General features: G+C 58.8%; 17 protein-coding genes. 6 read left to right on the forward strand and 11 right to left on the reverse strand.

Features of this window, described 5'->3' with window-relative positions:
• Nucleotides 1-21 precede the first annotated feature (21 nt).
• Entirely contained in the window at nucleotides 22-1,524 is a 1,503-nt protein-coding gene (locus HGP17_RS13660; protein ID WP_168809730.1) for a globin-coupled sensor protein, read from the reverse strand.
• Between the two features lie 334 nt (nucleotides 1,525-1,858).
• Here HGP17_RS13660 and cml point away from each other — a divergent pair, with 334 nt between their 5' ends.
• The gene (gene cml / locus HGP17_RS13665) at nucleotides 1,859-3,055 is read left to right on the forward strand and encodes a CmlA/FloR family chloramphenicol efflux MFS transporter (protein ID WP_168809732.1); all 1,197 of its coding nucleotides are present in this window, start codon (nucleotides 1,859-1,861) and stop codon (nucleotides 3,053-3,055) included.
• A gap of 102 nt (nucleotides 3,056-3,157) precedes the next feature.
• On the opposite strand, the gene HGP17_RS13670 is transcribed toward cml, so the two are convergent.
• From HGP17_RS13670 to HGP17_RS13680, 3 genes are all read right to left on the reverse strand, one after another.
• On the reverse strand, nucleotides 3,158-4,180 hold the full coding sequence (locus HGP17_RS13670; protein WP_168809734.1) for an LLM class flavin-dependent oxidoreductase: 1,023 nt from the start codon (nucleotides 4,178-4,180) through the stop codon (nucleotides 3,158-3,160).
• Nucleotides 4,181-4,378: 198 nt separating this feature from the next.
• Nucleotides 4,379-4,873, reverse strand: a complete 495-nt coding sequence (locus HGP17_RS13675) for a histidine kinase (protein WP_168809736.1) — start codon at nucleotides 4,871-4,873, stop codon at nucleotides 4,379-4,381.
• 94 nt (nucleotides 4,874-4,967) lie between these two features.
• Nucleotides 4,968-5,303 (reverse strand): hypothetical protein, encoded by a 336-nt coding sequence (locus HGP17_RS13680; protein WP_168809738.1) that lies wholly within the window; start codon nucleotides 5,301-5,303, stop codon nucleotides 4,968-4,970.
• A gap of 342 nt (nucleotides 5,304-5,645) precedes the next feature.
• On the opposite strand from HGP17_RS13680, the gene HGP17_RS13685 reads away from it, so the two are divergent.
• Nucleotides 5,646-6,146, forward strand: a complete 501-nt coding sequence (locus HGP17_RS13685; protein WP_168809740.1) for an invasion associated locus B family protein — start codon at nucleotides 5,646-5,648, stop codon at nucleotides 6,144-6,146.
• A gap of 280 nt (nucleotides 6,147-6,426) precedes the next feature.
• On the opposite strand, the gene HGP17_RS13690 is transcribed toward HGP17_RS13685, so the two are convergent.
• Nucleotides 6,427-6,858 (reverse strand): Lrp/AsnC family transcriptional regulator, encoded by a 432-nt coding sequence (locus HGP17_RS13690; protein ID WP_168809742.1) that lies wholly within the window; start codon nucleotides 6,856-6,858, stop codon nucleotides 6,427-6,429.
• A 123-nt stretch (nucleotides 6,859-6,981) separates the two neighbouring features.
• On the opposite strand from HGP17_RS13690, the gene HGP17_RS13695 reads away from it, so the two are divergent.
• Nucleotides 6,982-8,100, forward strand: a complete 1,119-nt coding sequence (locus HGP17_RS13695; protein ID WP_281412758.1) for a saccharopine dehydrogenase family protein — start codon at nucleotides 6,982-6,984, stop codon at nucleotides 8,098-8,100.
• Nucleotides 8,101-8,181: 81 nt separating this feature from the next.
• Here the strand turns inward: HGP17_RS13695 and HGP17_RS13700 are convergent, their stop codons facing one another.
• From HGP17_RS13700 to HGP17_RS13715, 4 genes are all read right to left on the reverse strand, one after another.
• Nucleotides 8,182-11,214 carry an FAD-binding and (Fe-S)-binding domain-containing protein gene (locus tag HGP17_RS13700; RefSeq protein WP_168809746.1) on the reverse strand — a complete coding sequence of 1,011 codons (3,033 nt, stop codon included), beginning with the start codon at nucleotides 11,212-11,214 and terminating at the stop codon, nucleotides 8,182-8,184.
• Nucleotides 11,215-11,350: 136 nt separating this feature from the next.
• Nucleotides 11,351-12,586, reverse strand: coding sequence for a pyridoxal phosphate-dependent aminotransferase (locus tag HGP17_RS13705; protein WP_168809748.1), 1,236 nt, complete (start codon nucleotides 12,584-12,586; stop codon nucleotides 11,351-11,353).
• 5 nt (nucleotides 12,587-12,591) lie between these two features.
• Nucleotides 12,592-14,124 carry an aldehyde dehydrogenase family protein gene (locus tag HGP17_RS13710; protein ID WP_168809750.1) on the reverse strand — a complete coding sequence of 511 codons (1,533 nt, stop codon included), beginning with the start codon at nucleotides 14,122-14,124 and terminating at the stop codon, nucleotides 12,592-12,594.
• A gap of 57 nt (nucleotides 14,125-14,181) precedes the next feature.
• Nucleotides 14,182-15,576, reverse strand: coding sequence for a VOC family protein (locus HGP17_RS13715; RefSeq protein ID WP_168809751.1), 1,395 nt, complete (start codon nucleotides 15,574-15,576; stop codon nucleotides 14,182-14,184).
• A 104-nt stretch (nucleotides 15,577-15,680) separates the two neighbouring features.
• Here HGP17_RS13715 and HGP17_RS13720 point away from each other — a divergent pair, with 104 nt between their 5' ends.
• A complete protein-coding gene (locus tag HGP17_RS13720; protein WP_168809753.1) occupies nucleotides 15,681-16,589 on the forward strand; it encodes a LysR family transcriptional regulator in 909 nt (302 codons plus the stop codon).
• A gap of 21 nt (nucleotides 16,590-16,610) precedes the next feature.
• Here the strand turns inward: HGP17_RS13720 and HGP17_RS13725 are convergent, their stop codons facing one another.
• The gene (locus HGP17_RS13725) at nucleotides 16,611-17,138 is read right to left on the reverse strand and encodes a 2'-5' RNA ligase family protein (RefSeq protein ID WP_205925962.1); all 528 of its coding nucleotides are present in this window, start codon (nucleotides 17,136-17,138) and stop codon (nucleotides 16,611-16,613) included.
• A 255-nt stretch (nucleotides 17,139-17,393) separates the two neighbouring features.
• Between HGP17_RS13725 and HGP17_RS13730 the strand changes: the two genes are divergently transcribed.
• Entirely contained in the window at nucleotides 17,394-18,485 is a 1,092-nt protein-coding gene (locus HGP17_RS13730; protein ID WP_168809755.1) for an LLM class flavin-dependent oxidoreductase, read from the forward strand.
• Between the two features lie 419 nt (nucleotides 18,486-18,904).
• A complete protein-coding gene (locus HGP17_RS13735; RefSeq protein ID WP_168809757.1) occupies nucleotides 18,905-19,567 on the forward strand; it encodes a hypothetical protein in 663 nt (220 codons plus the stop codon).
• 204 nt (nucleotides 19,568-19,771) lie between these two features.
• Here HGP17_RS13735 and HGP17_RS13740 read toward each other — a convergent pair whose 3' ends face one another.
• The gene (locus tag HGP17_RS13740) at nucleotides 19,772-20,581 is read right to left on the reverse strand and encodes a mechanosensitive ion channel domain-containing protein (protein ID WP_168809759.1); all 810 of its coding nucleotides are present in this window, start codon (nucleotides 20,579-20,581) and stop codon (nucleotides 19,772-19,774) included.
• Between the last annotated feature and the right edge of the window lie 56 nt (nucleotides 20,582-20,637).

Here is a 20,637-nt window from a genome sequence, read left to right on the forward strand (position 1 = left end):
TCGATTGACGACGATCGGGCCTTAACCGGCGAGTTTCAATCTCACCGCGCCGGTTCGCGTTCCCGAGCGCACTGTCCTGAAGCGCCCAACCAGGCCTGCGAGCTCGTTGCTGATGTCGGCGAGATGGCGTGTCGAGGCGTTTGTCTCCTCCATGAGCGCCACGTTCTGCTGCGTCATCTGATCCATGTTGCGGACCGCCGAATTGATCTCGCTGATGCCGACCGCCTGCTCCTGTGTCGAGCGCGCGATGGCGCCGACATTGCGGTCGATGGAGGCGACCTGGTTGCCGATGAGCTCGAGTGCTTCCCCGGTGCGGTTGACGAGTTCGACACCGCGCCGCACGTCATTGGAAGACCGGTCGATCAGATCCTTGATTTGCTTTGCGGCTGTCGCCGAGCGTTGGGCAAGTTCGCGAACTTCCTGCGCGACGACGGCGAAACCCTTACCCTGTTCTCCGGCTCTTGCAGCCTCGACGCCGGCATTCAGCGCCAGAAGATTGGTCTGAAAGGCGATATCGTCGATCACGGAGATGATGTCGGTCATCTTGCGCGAGGAGGTTTCGATATCGTCCATGGCGGATACCGCCTGCTGGACCACGTCGCGCGAGCGCTCGGCCTCGGATGCCGATTCCTTGACGATAGCCTGAACCTCGCGCGTGCGTTCGGCGGTTTGCTCGGAGATGGTGGTAATCTGCTCGATGGCAGCCGCACTCTCTTCCAGCGCGGAAGCCTGCTGTTCGGTACGCCGAGCCATGTTGTCGGCGGCCGAAGAAATCGAGCCGGCCTCGTCGCGGACGCGTGTGACCGAATCTTCGATGCGCTGCATGGCCGTTCCAAGAGACGCGATCGAGCCGTTGTAGTTGCTTTTCAGCATCTCGAATTCCGCAGAGAGCGCTTCGGTGATATCAGCCGTCAGATCGCCGTTTGAAAGGCTGGTGAGAGCAAGGCCAAGTGCGGAAAGTGCTCGCTCCTGCTCGCGCTGGGCCGCCGCACGCTCGCTTTCGGCCTTGTCGCGCTCATCGGCGAGCACCTGCAGATAGACCGAAATGCCATAATCCATATCGACAAGGGCAGCCTTGATGATTGCCGAGAGCCGGCGTGATAATGCCTGTTCGTGCTTTCGCACCAGCACGCCCTTCAGCTGCTGAGCGACAATCGCGCGCACCATGCCTTCAAGGATCATGGCGTATCCGCCGATATACCAGCGCGGTTCCAGCCCAAGGCGGGCATGTGTCCTGCCGACCGCCGAAACGGCTTCGACATAATCGGGGCCATATTTGCCCAGCGCGATCGTCTTCCAATGCTCCTGTTGCTTGGATTTGGCATGGGCTACATGCTGCTGCGACGAAAAGAACTTTGCCATCTGAGGATGCTTGGTGATCTTCTCATAGAAGACATCAAGGGAACCCTTGACGGCAAATTCAATGATGGGCTGCAACTCCGTGAGGGCCTGACGGGCGTCTTGCCCCAGTCCGACAAAGTCGAGCCGATCATCCAATTCGTTCATTTTCGACGCACGCGACATGATCTGCTCCAGTAATGAAATTACAAGTACTTAGGGCATGTTCATGGTTAATAATTCATTAGATTTGGCGTCTATTTCTATGGGGAATGAAGGTCGCCGATGGCCTCAACCTGCGGCAAAGCGCCTCTATGTCTGGTTGTCGTGCGTTGTGTGATCTGCTAAGGCCGTGGCATCGTCAGACTTTCGCCATACGGAGCATCGGCATGGGAAGCTTAGCAACAGCAGATAGATAAGCCGCAACAGCTCACCTTGTTGTTGCGGCGTTCTGTCGATCCCATTCCTTTCGAGACTGTAGGCAGGCGCCGTTCGATTTCTCCTTCGAGCGGATTTTTCCATGTCTAAAACACGCCCTTTGTGGGCCTACACGCTGTCGTCGGCGCTGCTGCTGATGGCACCGTTCGATATACTCGCCTCGCTGGCTATGGATATATATCTTCCCGTCGTGCCATCGATGCCCGGCATATTGAACACTACGCCGGCAATGATCCAGCTGACGCTCAGCGGTTATATGATCATCCTTGGGGTCGGGCAGATCGCCTTCGGCCCGATCTCGGATCGCATCGGTCGCCGTCCTGTGTTGCTATGCGGGGCGATTCTGTTTGCCGCGTCTTCGTTTGGTGCGGCCGGTTCATCGACCGCAACTGCATTCCTCGTCTGCCGCCTGCTTCAGGCAGCGGGCGCCTCTGCGGCACTGGTCGCGACCTTTGCAACCGTTCGCGATGTCTATGCCGACCGGGAGGAAGGCAGCGTCATTTACGGCGCCTTCGGAGCGATTCTGTCTTTCGTACCCGCGCTCGGCCCAATCGCCGGGGCCGTTATCGCCGATAATTTCGGATGGTGTGCTATCTTCAACCTGCTTGGCATCTTGGCCATCATAGCCGCTGCGCAGGCGGTGTTCCGATGGCATGAGACGCGGTCGATCGATTCGGCGGTACCGCGCCGTTCCGTTCTGCCGATTTTCGGCAGCCTCTCGTTCTGGGTTTACACATTGGCTTTCAGCACCGCGATGGGCACATTCTTCGTGTTCTTCTCGACCGCGCCGCGTATTCTGATCGGCCATGCCGGCTATTCGCAGCTTGCGTTCAGCATCGCTTTTGCAACCGTTGCCGTCGTGATGATCATCACGGCGCGTTTCGCCAGAAAATTCGTCGGCAAATGGGGTGTCCCGGGCTGCGTCAAAAGGGGCATGCTATTGCTGATGTGCGGAGCCGTCGTTCTGACCGGCGGCCAGATTTTCGGCTCACCGTCCTTCGCAAGCTTTCTGCTTCCGATGTGGATCATGGCTGTCGGCATCGTCTTTACGGCGTCGGTTACGGCCAATGGCGCTTTGGCACGTTTCGATGATATCGCCGGGTCGGCCGTGGCATTCTATTTTTGCATCCAGAGCCTGATCGTCAGCCTGGCAGGTACGATGTCTGTCACCATGTTGAACGGCGCCAGTGCATGGCCTTTGGTGGCCTATTCCTCGATCATGGCTCTTATTGTCCTGATCATGCTGAGCCTGTTGCAACGCCTTCATCCGAAGGGCTGATCGGGTCCGAGCACCGTCACCGATGTAATATCTGGAGATCTGTCCGCAAAGAAAACAATCTGTTGCGGGCAGATTCCAACGTTTAGGCTTAACTCGGAAACTCTAGCGCCAACCGAGAGCCGGTGCGACATGGGTGAGGATAGATTCGATCACATGGGCATTGTAGTCGGCGCCGAGTTGATTGGGCACCGTCAGAAGCAGCGTATCGGCCGCCGCGATCGCCTCGTCCTTTGCCAGTTCTTCGATCAGCACATCGGGCGTGGCAGCATAGCTCCGGCCGAAAATGGCGCGCGTATTTTCATCGATGAAGCCGACCTTGTCGGCATCCTTGCCGCTATGTCCGAAATAGGCGCGATCGAGATCGTTGACCAGTGCGAAGATGCTGCGGCTTACGGAGACCCGCGGCTCACGCATGTGGCCGGCTTCTTTCCAGGCTTCGCGGAAAGCGCTGATCTGTGCAGCCTGCTGTACATGGAAGGGCTCGCCGGTTTCGTCGTCCTTGAGGGTCGAGCTCTGCAGGTTCATTCCCTGCTTTGCTGCCCATACGGCGGTGGCGTTCGAGCCCGCACCCCACCAGATTCGCTCGCGTAGCCCCTCCGAATAGGGTTCCAGCCGCAATAGGCCAGGCGGGTTGGGAAACATCGGACGTGGGTTGGGTTTGGCAAAGCCTTGGCCGCGCAGGACGTCAAGCAGGACTTCCGCGTGCCGTCTGCCCATATCCGCGTCGCTCTCTCCCTCCGCTGGAGCATAGCCAAAATGCCTCCAGCCATCGATCACCTGCTCGGGAGAGCCACGGCTGATGCCGAGTTGCAGGCGGCCGCCGGAGATCAGATCGGCCGCGCCGGCATCTTCCGCCATGTAGAGCGGGTTTTCATAGCGCATATCGATCACGCCGGTGCCGATCTCGATGCGACTGGTTTTTGTCCCGACGGCGGCGAGCAATGGAAAGGGCGAAGCCAACTGGCGGGCAAAGTGATGCACGCGAAAATAGGCGCCATCCGCCCCCAGCTCTTCGGCCGCGACGGCAAGATCGATGGATTGTAACAGGGTATCGGATGCCGACCGCGTCTGAGATTGAGGCGAGGGCGTCCAATGGCCGAATGAAAGGAATCCGATCTTCTTCATCGCGTGGCTCCGCTCGTCTGTGTCGCTCAGTCTGGTGTCATCGCATGATTTCAGCCGCAGATACAAGCGATGCGAACGTATGGCTCCTATGAGGACATTGGGCAGCGTCTCCAACGAAAATGGGCCCGCCGTTTGGCGAGCCCACAACATATCGATAGTGCCTGTCGCCGCTGCGCCGCGGCATTCCTCAGGCAACGATCATTTCGCAGGCTTGATGGAGCCAATGATATCGAGAACTTCCTTCTCGTGCTTGGCCTGATCCTCCTTGGAGCCCCAGTAAGTCAGAACGAGGAGCTTGTTGGGTGCCGGAGAGAGAAGGCCGAGGTTGATGTTCACCGGGCCATCGGAATCGGTACCCTGCCAGTTCAGCACAGACAGCTTCATACCATTGATCTCGTTGCTGTCATCGTCCTTGCGGGAGCTCGGGTCGATCTTGACGCCGTTCTTGTCAAGGAAATCGACAGCATCGCTGATGACCTTGTCGACATTGTCGCCGGTGGCAACATCGAGCGCGAAGTAGATGGCGGCGTCTGGCGAGTTGGCGTCGATACCGGATTCGGTTTCCTGCGGCTTCCAGTTGTCGGGAATGCTGACACTGGCAATAGGCGCTTCGCTTGGGAAGGCGAGCGTCTTGGCGTTCGCAAGCAACGGCAGGGCTGCAAACGCAGCGGCGATAAGCAACATTTTTTTCATGGGGGCTTCCGTTTGTTTTAGGCAATCGTGGGTTTGCTGGGAGGGAGGGGCGCTGTGGACACGAAACGATCGTGGCGCAGACACCTCTCCGGTCTTATTCGTGGATGGTGTAGGTGCCGAGTTCGCAGAGGTTCTGCGTGTCGGTTGTCGTGTCGAGGTTCGACCCTTCCTCGAATTCGAACTTCATGTCGTACTTGCAGACTGTCCGGCCGTCGCCGATGGTGATCTCGATGCTTTCACCCGGGTTCAGCACCTGCTTGCCGAAGACATCGTCTTCCCAATTATTAACGCCGACCGGCGAGGTGTAGAAATTGGTCAGTACCGATTTGGTGCCGTTCTTGAGCGTGAAGGTCAGGTCTTCGGCGCTGGCCGTGCCCGCAAGGCAAAGCACCGCTGCCGACGCCACGAGGGCGAAGCGAAATTTCGTCATGGAATTAATCCTTTAGTGTGAGATGAGACGCCGTTTTCCCCAAAGGTTTCGGAGAGTCAGGAACCATAGATGACGCCCTTGGCGCTAGGCCCATTTTTGGGTTGAAGCCGGTCTGCACCCTTGAAATCGTACGGGGATTGCTAAATTCGCCGTCTGCCTGACACGCAGCTGGAAAAAGGCCTGATGTTCGACCTTATCGGGCTGGTTATCCACACGTTCCGAAACATGAACAAATTTTAACCGACACATTAACAATCAGCTAACGCACCGCACCGAAACTGCCGCGCGTGTGAGTGCATCTCTCGCTTTCAATGTCCTTGAAACAAGAAATGGCAGGAAACTATGCTTGTTAGAAATTTCGCCCCCGCTCTGGTCTTCGTGGCAATCTGCGCCGGAGTGGCGCATGCCGAAGTGCCCGTCCGAATCGATCAATTCGACCACTGGGGCGCATACTCCTTCAAATCCGGCGACAGCGTCAGTTGCTACGTTCTATCGAGACCGATCGAACAAAAGCCCTCCAGCGTCGACCATGGGGATAATTTTTTCATTGTCTCGCGCCTTGCCTCGGGGGACAAATTGGTCCCAGAAGCTGCAATGGGTTATGATTTGAAAGATGGTGCATCGATGACCGCGATGGTCGGCGACAAGACATTTCCGATGTTCACCAAGGATCGGCACGGCTGGGTGAAAGACGAGACACAGGAGCCCACCATGGTGAGTGCCATGAAGGGCGGCGCGCAGCTTGAACTGCAGGCAGTCTCCAGACGAGGAACCGCGACGAGCTATTCCTATTCGTTGTCTGGAATTACGGCGGCATTGAAGCGAATAGAGACGTGCAAGTGATGCCTCGCTAGGGATCTAAGCGGCGCGCCTTGCGTCATGAGGCCACAGCCATCACCCGTGCGATGAGATAGGAAGGCAGCTAATTTTTAGCTGCCTTTTCCTTGGCACTCGGTGCTCCGGTTGGTTGGACCTTGCCGTGCTGACCGTTTATGAGCCGAATCGGTGACCTGAACTCGTTTCAGATGATTTCCATTTATATCTATGAAATTTATATGTTTTCCTCCGCTATGCGTCGGCATAACACACTACGAAGTAAGGGGCTTTTAGCCTCGGCCCGATTCTAACGCGAAATCCGCGTCGAAAGGACGATGGATGACAATGTGCGCTCGACACCGTCGATCGTGCCGATGCCGTCGATCAGCTGATCCAATTGAGAGATCGAGGGTGCTGCGATGATCGCGATCAGATCGAAGGTGCCGCTCACCGAATGGAGCGTGGTTACCTCAGGAATCGCATCCAGCGACGCCGTCACCGCCGACAGTGCTTTAGGGGCGATCGTGATCAGCACATGCGCCCGAATGAGACCGGATGAATAGGTCTCCGACAGCCGCACGCCATAGCCCGTAATCACGCCTTCTCGTTCCAGCCGTTCAAGCCTGGCTTGAACGGTGGTGCGCGACAGCGACAGCTTTTTGGCGAGCGTCGCAACCGGCATCCGGGCATTCTGGCCGAGCAAGGCGATCAGTTCACGGTCTTTATCGGTAACCTGCATGGTGGATCCTGCATTTTGCAAAATTACTTCGTCAATTTGTATGGATTTATACAACGAAATGCGTTTTTCGTCGCTATGAATCGTTCAGCTCCTACCTACACTTATAAAAATCTTATCAGCGAAATGCAGGGGATTTATATGAAAGACATAGTGGTCATTGGCGCAGGCAAAATCGGTGGGGCGATTGCTTTGATGCTGGCCGAAACTGGCGATTACAAGGTCGTCGTTGCCGACCGGAGCCAGGAACAGCTCGATAAGATCGATCGCCACTCTGCAATTTCCACCGCGGCCGTCGACATTGCCGACCGCGCCGGGCTCGTCGGCGTTTTGAAGGGGAAGTTCGCCGTCTTGTCGGCCGCGCCGTTCCATCTCACTGGTTTCGTCGCGGAAGCAGCGCTTGAAGCCGGCGTGCATTATCTCGATCTCACCGAAGATGTCGCGACCACCAAGAAGGTGGAGGAGCTGGCTCAAGGAGCAAACACCGCCTTCATCCCGCAGTGCGGTCTCGCGCCGGGCTTCATCTCGATCGTCGCCAATGATCTCGCCAAGCGCTTCGACAGCCTCGACAGCGTGCGCATGCGCGTCGGTGCGCTGCCGCAATATCCGTCGAACGCTCTGAACTATAATCTGACCTGGAGCACGGACGGCCTGATCAACGAATATATCGAGCCATGCGAAGCGATCGTCGAAGGCAAGCTCGTCACCGTGCCGGCGATGGAAGAGCGCGAAGAGTTCTCGCTCGACGGCGTCACCTATGAGGCTTTCAACACGTCCGGTGGCCTCGGCACGCTCGCCAAGACGCTTTCCGGCCGCGTACGGACGATGAACTACCGCACCATCCGCTATCCCGGTCACCAGGCCATCATCAAGGCGCTGCTCAACGACCTGAACCTCAAGAACCGCCGTGACGTGCTGAAGGATCTCTTCGAAAACGCGCTGCCCGCCACCATGCAAGACGTGGTCGTCGTTTTCGTCACCGTCTGCGGCTGGCGCGAGGGGCGCTACATGCAGGAGACCTATGCCAACAAGGTCTATGCAGGCGTTGTCGCCGGTAAGAAGATGAGCGCGATCCAGATCACCACTGCAGCCGGCATTACGACGGTGCTCGATCTCCTCGCTGAAGGCAAGCTGCCGGCTAAGGGCTTCGTCTGCCAGGAAGAAATCGATCTCGGCGATTTCCTTGCCAATCGTTTCGGGCAGGTCTACAGCCTGGAGAAAATCCGGATGAGAGAAGCCGTCTAAACGGCTATTCTTTCTATTGTTTTATAGGTGGCGCCTTCGGGCGCCACATGTGTTTTTGCCCTGGAAACGGCTCTTCGGCGATTAGCCAATCAGCCGCACGAGGATCTCGACCGGGTGCGGGATAGCCTGGCGATCGATCTTGGCGACCTGCGAACGACAGGAAAAGCCGGTCGCCATAAGTATGGCCCGATTGCCGCTCTCAGCGATCTTGTCTTGCCAGCTCATTGCATAAAGCTTTTCCGAGATGGCGCGATTGCACACCTCGTGGCCGAAGGTGCCGGCCATACCGCAACAGCCGACATCGGGCATGTCGAGCTCGATACCCAATTTGTCGAAGAGTACGGACCATTGCTTGAGGGCGGCCGGAGCGTTGGTCTTTTCCGTGCAATGGGCAAGGAGCGTGAAGCGCTCTCGCGGCAAAGCCCTTGGCGGCGGCAATCGGTCGAGATTGGTCGCGAGCCATTCCTGAAGCAGCAGCACGGGCGCCCGCAGCCTGGCAGACGGCAGGACCGCATATTCGCTGCGATAGGTCAGCGTCATCGACGGATCGATGCCGACAAGCGGGATGCTCAAGTGCGAGATGCGATCGAGATAGTCACGCGATTTTGCCGCCGTCTTCTCGAAGCGACCGAGATAACCATGCACATGCAGGGCCTTGCCGTTCTGCGAAACGACGAGCCACGGCTTGAAGCCCATTTTCAGTGCAAGCTTGAGCGTCGCGATAACGACGGCCGGATCGAAATGGGTGGAGAAGACATCGGCGATGATGACGACCGCTTGGGCACATTCGTTTTCCGAGAGCTTCGCCAGGCGGTCAGGCGTGGCGATCTGAACGCCGAGCCGGGCGGCCTCCCGCTCGAGCGATATCGCCGGCATGGCCGGAAGCGCTGTGAGGCCGGCAAGCCGCATCAAGGCTCCTCCAACGGCCGATTCGGTCAGCAGATTGTAGCCGGGCCGGAAACGCGCCATCAGCGGCAGGGTCGTTTCGATGGCGGCGACGAGTGGGTCCTTCAGCGGCCTAAGGTATCGGCCGTAATAGAGCTCTAGAAATTTTGAGCGGAAAGCCGGGACGCTGACTTTGACGGGACATTGGCCCGCGCAGGCTTTGCAGGCGAGGCAGGTATCCATCGCCGCCCGCACCTCATGAGAAAAGTCGTCTCGATTGGCCGGATTGAGGGAGTTCGCCACCCGCTGCAGGAGATTGCCGAAAGGATTGGCGCGGCGCAGTGCTTCCGCCTCTCGCCGGGGATCGACCTTCCGCTCGGCAAGCAGGCGCAGCCATTCACGCATCAGCGCTGCGCGCCCCTTCGGCGAATAACGCCGATCGCCCGTCGCCTTGAAGGAGGGACACATCGGGCTTGCTGCATCGAAATCGAAACAGGCGCCATTGCCGTTGCAATAGGTGGCATTATCGAAGGCGGTGCGGATATCATTGCCGATGACGCGATCAAAGTCACCGCGTAGTGATACTTCATCGATCTTCAGCAACGGGCCGGATGCGCCCGAGGCGATCTTACCGGGGTTGAGGCGATCGTCGGGATCGAAAGCGCGCTTGATATCCTGCAGGCTGGGATAGAGGTCGCCGAAGTAATCAGGCACATATTCCGAGCGCACGCCCTTGCCATGCTCTCCCCAGAGCACGCCGCCATATTTGCGGGTGAGGGCGACGACACCGTCGCTGATCTTGCGCACGAGCGGCTGATGGTCGATGCGGGTAAGGTCAAGCGCCGGGCGGACATGCAGCACGCCGGCGTCGACATGGCCGAACATGCCATAGTCCAGCCCCTCGGCATCGAGAAGTGCGCGGAATTCGCCTATGTAGGCAGCCAGATTCTCAGGTGGAACGGCGGTGTCCTCGACAAAGGGCACTGGCCGCACCGGTCCTTCGACATTGCCGAGCAGACCGACGGCGCGCTTGCGCATCGACCAGATCGCCTCGATCTCGGCCTTGTCGCGAGCGACCGTATAGCCCTTGTGTCGTGCCGACGAGAGGTCATCAAGGGCGGCGGTCACATCCGCCAGCTTCTGTTCCAGCTGGTCGCGATCGTCGGCCAGCACCTCGACGATATTGATACCGTTGGCGGCGCCGGCCGCATCCTCGGGAAAGAAGCGGGCGATGCCGCTCCAGACGATATCGCCCTTTGCCAGACCCAGCACCTTCTCGTCGACCGTCTCGACGGAAGCGACCTTCAGTGCCACCAATTGCCGCGCATCCTCAAGCGCGGTGTTGAAATTGCCGTAACGGATGTTGATGAGGGCCGATTGTGCCGGGATCGGCAGCACGTTGAGCTCGGCTTCGGCGATCATCGCCAGCGTGCCTTCCGAGCCGCACAGCACCGCGTTCAGATCGAAGCGGCCATCTTCGCGCCTGATATGGGCGAGGTCGTAGCCGGTCATGTAGCGATTAAGCTTCGGGAAGGTCGCCGCGATCAGCTCGCTTTTGTCCCTGGCGATCGCATCGACCACGCGATGAATTTCGCCGATCCGATCGTCACGCCCCTTGATCTCCTCCAGCTCCATCTCGGCGAGCGGGCGCGACCACCAGTCGCTGCCATCCGAAAGCACCACATGCAGGCCGAGAACATGGTTGCTGGTCTTGCCGTAAAGACACGATCCCTGACCGCAGGCATCGGTGGAGACCATGCCGCCGATGGTGGCGCGGTTGGAGGTGGAAAGTTCGGGTGCGAAGAACAGCCCGTATGGCTTAAGCGCCTTGTTGAGCTGATCCTTGACGACGCCAGCCTCGACACGGGCGATCCCCCTGACCGGATCGATCTCCAGAATGCGGTTCATGTGCCGGGAGCAATCGACGACGACGCCGGAGGTCAGGGATTGGCCATTGGTTCCGGTTCCACCACCGCGCGGGGCGATGGCGAGATCTGAAAAGGCGGGCTCGGATATGGCTCTGGCGATAATCTTCAGGTCGCCGATGCCACGAGGGTGGAGGATTGCTGCCGGCTTGAGCTGATAGATGGAGTTATCGGTCGAGGCTACCGTCCGCGCGCCGTCTTCCGTTTCCACGTCACCCTGAAAGCCAAGCTCGCTCAGTCGGCGCTTCAGCGCGCCGATCTGATGTTGAAAACTATCTTTTGCCGAAACGAGGCGCGGTATCATGATGCGAAGTCTTCCGGCATTATACAGGATGATGAGAGCATTTCCGCACCATAAATTCGATTATGGAAATGCTCTATCTCTTTGTTTTTATGCAATTCCGGATGAGCTATCGCTCTGGATCTCCACTGGAATTGCTTTAACGGCTGAGAGCCGCGCAGGCCCTTTCGATGCGATCAAGCGCTTCGATGAGATCGGCTTCCGACGTCGCGTAGGAAATGCGGAAATACGGCGACAGTCCGAAGGCGGAGCCGGGAACGACGGCGACATGGGCTTCATCCAGCAAATAGGCGCAGAAATCCGCATCCGTCTCGATAGATTTTCCGGATGGTGTTGTCGTTCCGAGGATGCCCGCGCAGCCAGAGAAGGTGTAGAAGGCACCTTCCGGCACAAGGCAATCAAGGCCATCAATGGCGTTGAGCCTTCCGACCACCAGATCGCGCCGCTTCTGGAAGCTTGCCTTGCGGCCCTCAAGAAAATCCTGCGGACCATCAAGGGCGGCGACGGCCGCGGCCTGGCTGACGGACGAGGGGCAGGAGGTCGCCTGGCTCTGGATAACGGCCATGGCCTTGATGAGAGCCTTCGGACCGCCGGCATAGCCAATGCGCCAGCCGGTCATGGCATAGGCCTTGGAAACGCCGTTGACAGTCAGCGTCCGGCTCTTGAGGCTCGGCTCGATCGCAACAGGTGTGACGAACTTGAACCCGTCATAGACGATGTGCTCATACATGTCGTCGACCATCAGCCAGACATGCGGATGGCGGAGTAGCACCTCGATCAGCGGCAGATAATCGGCCTTGGAATAGGCGGCACCCGACGGGTTCGATGGCGAGTTGAGCAGCAGCCAGCGCGTCTTCGGCGTGATGGCTTTTTCGAGCTGATCCGCCTTCAGGCGAAAGCCGGCCTTGGCATCGCAAGGGATCAGAACCGGCACGCCGCCGCAGATCTCGACAATATCGGAATAGGAGGTCCAATAAGGCGTCGGGATGATGACCTCGTCGCCCGGATTGATCGAGGCCATGAAGGCGTTGAACAGGATCTGCTTGGCACCCGTCGCCACGGTGATTTCGTCGAGCGCGTAGTCGATGCCGTTTTCGCGCTGAAACTTTCCGGCGATCGCCTTCTTCAGCTCCGGCGTACCGTCTAGCGCGGTATATTTCGTTTCGCCGCGATCGATGGCGGCCTTGGCGGCTTCCTTCACATTGTCAGGCGTATCGAAATCCGGCTCGCCCGCGCCGAGAATGATAACGGGCAGGCCTTCCCGCTTCATGGCATTGGCGCGCGCGCCGATCTGCAGAATGGTGGAAACGCCGATGGAGGCGATCCGCGAAGCGGGCTTGAAGCCCGCCTCTTCGATTTTCGTGGCGATCGTCATGGAGCTTACTCGATGTCGAAGGAGACACCCTGCGCCAGCGGCAGGGCCTTGGAATAATTCACCGTGTTGGTCGCACGGCGCATGTATGCCTTCCAGGCATCCGAGCCGGATTCGCGGCCGCCGCCGGTTTCCTTCTCGCCGCCGAATGCGCCGCCGATTTCGGCACCCGAGGTGCCAATATTGACGTTTGCAATGCCGCAATCCGAACCATCGGCTGCGAGGAAGCGCTCGGATTCCTGCATGTCGCGGGTGAAGATCGAGGACGACAGGCCGGCGGCAACGGCGTTGTGCTCGTCGATGACGGCGTCGAAATCGTCATAGGGCATCACGTAGAGGATGGGCGCGAAGGTTTCTTCCATGACTGGGCCTGCCTGCTTCGGCATTTCCACGAGCGCCGGCTTTGTATAGTAGCCTTCGGCGTGGCCGACATCGATCCGCTCGCCGCCGGTGACGGAGCCGCCATGAGCCTTGGCTTCGGCAATCGCCTTCTGCATGTTATCGAACGCGGCCTTGTCGATCAACGGACCGACGAGAGCGGATGAGTGCAGGGGATCGCCAACCGATACGCTCTGATAGGCTTTCTTCAGACGCGGCACGAGCTGGTCGTAGACGCTGGTGTGAACGAAGAGGCGGCGCAGCGTCGTGCAGCGCTGTCCGGCCGTGCCCATGGCGCCGAAGGCGATGGCGCGCAGCGCCATATCGAGGTCGGCCGACGGGCAGACGATGCCGGCATTGTTGCCGCCGAGTTCGAGAATGGCACGGGCAAAGCGCTTGGCAAGCCGCGGTCCGACCTCACGGCCCATACGCGTCGAGCCGGTTGCCGAAACGAGTGGCACCTTCGGGTGATCGACGAGGACTTCGCCGATGGCACGATCGCCGATCAGAACCTGCGACAGGCCCTCAGGCGCATCGCCAAAGCGTGCAAGCGCACGATCGAGGATCGCCTGTGAGGCGAGCGCCGTCAGTGGCGTCTTTTCGGACGGCTTCCAGATGACGGCATCGCCGCAGATCAGCGCCAGGGCTGCGTTCCAAGACCAGACGGCGACCGGGAAGTTGAAGGCCGAGATGATGCCGACGACACCGAGGGGGTGCCAGGTTTCCATCATGCGATGGCCCGGGCGCTCTGTCGCGATCGTGAGGCCGTAGAGCTGGCGGGAAAGGCCGACGGCGAAATCGCAGATGTCGATCATTTCCTGCACTTCACCGAGGCCTTCGGAGCGGATCTTGCCGGCTTCGATGGAAACCAGGCGGCCGAGCTCGTCCTTGGCGGCACGCAGCTCTTCGCCGAGCAGGCGCACCAGTTCGCCGCGCTTCGGAGCCGGCACGAGGCGCCAGGCGCGGAATGCGGCGTGGGCCTTCTCGATTTTCTTTGCCGCTTCATCGGCCGAAACCGTCTTGAGGCTGCCGATCTTCTCGCCGGTGACCGGGGAGTAAGAGGGCATGTCGCCTCCGGTATAGAGCGCCTTGTCGACGCCGAGCTTTTCGAGAATGGCGGCAGCTTCTGCTGCAACGGAAGGGGTCTTAGCTGCGATATTCATCTCATGAAACTCCAATTATCTGTGATCCCGGCGAGCGACTGTTAACGTCGCCGCACCTCACTCGGCGGCATCTTGTTTGGATAGTGCCCGCAGGCAGGCATCGATCGATGCCTGTTCGATGCCGGCGTAATGGTCGAATTCGTTCAGCACCTTCATGCCGAGATCGACTTCGAAGCGCTGCTGGTTCGGACTGGCGACGAAGTCCTGCTGCGCGCCATCGCCGAGATTGGATTGGAAGATGCCCGCGGCACTGACGGGGAGGAAGTCTTCGTAGACGATCGGATCGAACTGGATCAGGCCCTGAGCAATCAGCGCGTCGATATCGCCACGGTTTGTTGCAGCGGTCTTGCCCTTGGCCGTCAGCGAATAGCTGAAATAGCCGAGGCCCTCGGCGCGGATTGCCGCCCAATCGTCCGGGAATTCGGCAAAGCTCTGAGCAAGCGCTGCCTCATAATCACGTGCGTTAGATCCGTCGGCAGCCGGGCGGACGATCTTGCGGGATTGATCCAGCAGCGTGTCATAAAGCGCGCGACCCTTTGGCGTCAGCGCAATACCGCGTTGTTCGATCTCACCGAAACGGGCGGTGTGCGAGCCCGTTTCCCAGATGCCATCGGCATTGCGGAAGGAAACGGCCTCTTCAAGCGCCTTGAACGACGTCTGGCGCAACAGGATCGGGCAGACGCGCGTCGGCGGTCCCTCGACCACGGCTTTCGGCGCGATGTCGTAATCCGGCATCAGCGCCTGGACGCGATCGATATCAAGCGTGCGCGGCGTCAGATGGTTGATATGTGGTCCCTTGAACGACACGACGTCGGCGATCAGGCGATGAGCATCGTGGAGGCGGTAGTACATGCCGGCATCGACATTGGCTTCATCGTGCCAGCGGAAGGTTTCCAGCACTTCGTCGACGAACCGGCTGGCGTCGGCCATGGTCAGCCCGCCTTCGCGTTCGGCCTTCTCGGTAAGTGCAACCGCGCCATCGGTGAAAATCTGGCGTTTCGCTAGAATGTCCGCGGCAGCCTTGCGAAGCTCCTCATCGGCAATAAGATCGAGCCGTAGCAACGAGGTGAAGACGCGGAAGGGATTGCGCTTCAGCTCGGCATCGCCGATCGGGCGAAATGCCGTCGAGTGAACCGGTACGCCGGCGGTCGAGAGGTCGTAATAACCGACCGGGTACATGCCCATGACGGCGAAGACGCGCGCCATCATCGCGAGCTCTGCCGCCGTGCCGAGCCGGATGGCGCCGTGACGCTCCTCGGAGATGCGATCGAGATAATCGGTCGCCTCCAGTCGTTCCTTCAACTTGGGCTGTGCGATGAGCGTTTCATCGTTGACGCGGGCAACCAGTTCCATGAGCGTGCCATAGGCGGGAACTTCTTCGCGATACATCGCCGACATGGCGGCGGAAAAAGCGCTGCGAATATCGCTGGTCGAGACGTGGTCAGGCTTCATGTGCGATCTCTTCCTGAAAGGCTACATCATTCCTGTTTTGCAGAATATCTCTTGTTTGGTAGCCAATGTTGTGAGAGAGAATTCTAACTTGATGCGAAAATGGAATGACTATGCGCCGGCGCCTCATCCCTGACATCGTCAATCTCCAGGCATTCGAATGCGCGGCGCGTCACCAGAATTTTTCGCGCGCGGCCGAAGAGCTGAACCTTACCCAAAGCGCCGTCAGCCGTCAGATCAGCGATCTTGAGCAGCAGACGGGTCTGAAGCTGTTCGAGCGTGTCCGTCAGCGCGTCGTACTCTCCGAGGCTGGCCTTCGGCTGCTGCCGGAGGTCAAGGATCTGCTCCTGCGCTCCGAGCGGCTGATGATCGGCGCTGTTGCGGCCGGCCAGATGAAATTATCGCTCAAGGTCGCGACCTTGCCGACTTTCGGTATGCGCTGGCTGGTGCCCCGCCTTGGTCGATTTCTCGACGAGCATCGCGATGTCGCCGTCACGGTGGAATCGCGATCCAAGCCTTTCAGCTTCGACGAGGACAATTTCGATCTCGCCATTCACTATGGTCTACCTGCCTGGGCGGGGGCCGTTGCGACCTTTCTCTGCAACGAAACCGTATTGCCCGTCGCCAGCCGGGAGCTTGCCGCGCGGCTGGGGCTTGTCGCGCCGGAGGAGCTATCGTCCGCGCCGTTGCTGCATCTGACGACACGCCCGAAACTCTGGGCGCAATGGTTCGACCTGCAGGATTTGCCGACCGAGAATGCCTATCCGGGTGCGCGCTTCGATCAGTTTTCCATGATCATCGCCGCCGCCATCGCCGGGCTCGGCGTCGCACTTCTTCCGACCTATCTGATCGAAGACGAGCTTGGAACGGGCACGCTTCTGCCGCTATTTGATCTGCCGATGCCAACCGAGAACAGCTACTATATCGTCATGCCCGAGAAGAAGCAGACCAACGAGACCGCGACAATGTTTCAGGATTGGCTACTCAGCGAGGTCACGCCTCAGGCAAAGGCGTGACCGGCTCTTGGAGTTGGTGGGTTACTCGGTCGGTGGGGCCTCCGATTTGAAGAGCACCGTGGCTTCAGGCCGCCAAGGGCCGCCCATGTAGCTCCAGAGATCAACGCCCGCTACCCTGATCGGAAGCGGTTGAAACCCCTCCCGCAGTTTGAAGAAGAGTACATCCGCCGTCGATCTCTGCGCCTTGTTCTGAATAGTGATATGCGGTTGCCATTTCCGCAGATCCTGAGGTCCGGGCCAGGATCTGAACAGCGTCATCATTTCGGCACGCAACTCAAGGAGTTCGGTGCTGTCGATCGCAAAGGCGACGCCAGCGCCGAGGTGGCGCACGCCGCTCACCATCGCCGTCGGCGCCTTTCGGCCGTCCAGCAGCATCTCGACCATTTCCCTTATGCGTGCGAGATGCTGACCCGGGAGATGATGGAAAATCGTCACATGCGCCCGAAGGAAGTTTCTGTCAGGCGGGAAGTTCTCCTGACGGAGGCGATCAAAAGGAGCAATATCCTTCGGATCAATGTGTGCGGTGAGGATGATGGGTGGAATGCGCAACGGGGTTTCCTTTCAATCGGAAAGCTAACCCATATTCATCCCATTGCCAGCGGGTTAAAGGATTTCCAGCGGTGCCCCCAAGGGCAACGGATAAGATCCCCTTGCATTTCGGTTGCGCGTCAAGCGTCAGAACGGACCTTCATCGATCAATAAATTTCAAGCTTGAAATTTCTCCTTGCGAAGGTCACACCTATTGCAATCTGGTCGCCGCATAGCCTCGGCCATAAAGGTGAACTCAGGGAGGAGGAAGCCGTCATGAAGAAACATCCGCTGAAAGGCCCGAACCGGCTGAAGCTCGGCGTTTTTTCCGCCAATGCGGATGGCGGTCTTGCCATCACCGATGTGCCGGAACGATGGACCGCGGGCTGGCAAGACAATCTGACGGCGGCACAGATCGCGGATCGAGCCGGCCTCGAATTTTTTCTGCCGATTGCGCGCTGGCGTGGTTTCGGCGGCAAGAACCGGGTGCGGGAATGGTCGTTTGAGACCTTTACCTGGGCCGCGGCCCTTGCAGCGGCGACGGATCGCATTGGCCTTTTCATGACCGTGCATGTGCCGCTCGTTCACCCGCTCTACGCGGCCAAGTCGCTTGCGACGGTCGATCATATCAGCCAGGGGCGGGCGGGCTTAAATATCGTCTGCGGTTGGAATCCGAAAGAGTTCGGCATGTTCGGTGTGCCGCTGGTGGAGAAGGGATACGACCAAGCAGCTGAATGGCTTGAGATTGTCGAGAAACTCTATGCCTCCGATGAGCCCTTCGACTATGCCGGCTCCTACTACAATCTGAAGGAAGCCGTCAGTCGGCCGGCCAGCCTGCAGGCGCCGCGACCTGTTACCATGAATGCCGCGTTCGGCGGGCCGGGCCGCGATTTTGCCGCGACCCATTGCGACTATCTCTTCACGACGTTCACCGAGATCGAGCAGGCAGGCAAGCATGTAGCCGATATCGCCGCGCGCGCCGAGCAAAACGGCAGAGACGTCGGCGTCTATACCGTCTCTCATGTCGTTTGCCGCGAAACACAGGCCGAGGCAGAGGCGTATTACACCCGCTATGCCGTGACCATGGCCGATCATGCTGCCGTCGATCAACACATGGCCGGCAAGAAGGAGTTCTCGCAATCGCATGATCGTGAGGCCTATGATCGCTATCGGCAGCGTTTTGCCGGCGGTGCGGGCAGCTATCCGCTGGTGGGGACGCCACAACGTATCGCGGACGAGATGATTACGATCACCGAGCAGGGCTACTCCGGCATCGCCCTATCCTTCGTCAACTATACGCAAGAGCTGCCTTTTTTCTGTGATCGGGTGCTGCCGATTCTGAAGAAGGCCGGAGTGCGCGTGGAGTAAATCCTGCACCCCGACGCTCTCGGGCAGTATTGCTCGCAGGAATTTGATCAGCGTCGGCCAGCGTTGCAGTCCCGGCCAAAAGCCCTGATTTTCAGGGTTCATGCCACGATGTCGCTTTCATGTATCGATGTCGTGGGTGCGACATGTGTGCAACGCAGCAAAAAACATCGACCCGAGGGGTTTACAAGCGCTGCCTCGGATGGGAGTCTTGTCGTCGAAGGGTGCTGCTTGATTTGAAGCGGCGTCATGCTCTTCGATCGGATGTCGTCAATCTTGGCTCCGATGCGCCGCAATCTGCTGGCGCTTAACCGAACAAAATCAATCTGAAGCCAGAACGCGGCCTTCCACCGTGTCTGGTGTTTGTCTTCGTGCGCCCTTGGGATTTGGGCGTCCGAAGCAGCGAAAATCTGGGCTTTAACATGGGCTTCAAGTCTAAACGCGTCCTTCGCGGCGTTCTTGGTCTTCTTGCGAGTGTCAGCTTGCCACAGCTTTCCAAGGCCAGCGACCTGATGATCTGGTCACCGGTGAAGGTCGCGCCTAGAACATACAAGACGACAGTCGGCTTTCGCCTGCCGATGGCGTGGGACGTCAGCGCCGGCATGGATCTTGGATTGGGCGGAGCGGCAAGCGGCGCGCTCTTACGCAGCAGCAGTCTGGCGACGCTCTGGGGAACGGCAGTCGACGATACCACGCACTTTTCCACCGTATCGCGTCGCGAAGTGGCATTGAGGGTCGATACGCTGAGCGGCACGGGTACGCTTTGCCTTGAACGGTCGCGCAAATGGATGGTTTCGGAAGACCTGGACATGAGCATGTCTCGGTCGTTGAACGTCAATTATGCGGGATCGCGAAGCACCGAGAATTCCATCAGGGCCACGCAGGCCTTCACGTTTGCGGTTCCCTGGACCGGTACGTCCATATCCGCCAGCGGCAATGTGACTGATGTTGGCAATTCCTTTTCCAGCACCGTCTCGTTTCAGCAGCCTCTCGCGCCGAATCTCAATTTCTCCGCATCCTTTGTCGATCCGCAAACCTTGACGGCCGATGGCAATGTGCGTGTCGATTACCGCGTGAAGTGGTAGTGAACGCCATCCATTATGATCTTGATTGCGTTTGTGGATTTCGATCGGAACAGGGAACAAATCTTCATCGCTGCAGTTAATGGGACTGCGGGGTTGGTGAACCCTGTCCGAGGTTTTGAAACCTCGTGAAAGCCTGCCGTCGACCAGCTCCCTGTCGGCGGCAGGTTTCTTTATTGACGCAATGCTTATCGCATTCCATCAGCATTATTTGAGTGGAATATCGGCTTCGGCAAGCCGTGATCTCAGGTTTGCGATGATGTCGTGGCGCGATTCCGTCCAGGACGAAGTAACCGTCCAGTATTGGATCTTCACCACGGTCTGGTCGGCCGTCAAGTCGTCGAGATAGACCACCGGCGCAGGCTTGCTCTTGACCCGCTGATCCGATTTGATGGCCTCCAGAATGGTCTTGCGGGCAACATCGATGTCGATCTCGTTGCTGATCGCGACCGACAGTTCCTGGCGGCGGTCAGGCTCTCGGCTGTGGTTGATGATCGGAGTGTTCCAAAGCGTCGAATTTGGCGCCATGAGGTAAAGCCCATCGGAGGTTTTCATTTCCGTGGCGAAGAGACCGATTTCCCGGATGTAGCCTTTGACATTCGAAGTCTCGATATATTCGCCGACACGAAATGGCCTCAGCACCAGCAGCATGATGCCGGCAGCGATATTCTGCAGCGTTCCCTGCAATGCCAGACCAACAGCCAGGCCGGCGGCGCCGAGAGTGGCGATGATGGAAGCCGTCTGAACACCGAACTGTCCGAGGACAGTAATGAAGACCAGGATTAGCAGGCCGTAATGCAAGACGTTCTGAAAGAAACTTGCCAGCGTTTCGTCGATGCCGCGAATGCGCGATATGACGCGGTAGGCTGCTCGGCTAATGACGCCGGCGAGAATCCAACCGCCGACCAGAAGAATGACGGCTCCGAGAATTGAAAACCCGTAATGAACCGCAAGCGCTGCGGCTTGGTCCAAAGCGGTTCGGGTGGCGACGACGACGTTGGTCGTTTGATCTTCCATTGCGTAGCTCCATCTTGTCCCAAAGGGCAAATGAGAAGTCGCGGATTTTGTTCCTG

The sequence above is a fragment of the Rhizobium sp. P38BS-XIX genome (assembly GCF_012641435.1).
GTDB lineage: Bacteria > Pseudomonadota > Alphaproteobacteria > Rhizobiales > Rhizobiaceae > Rhizobium.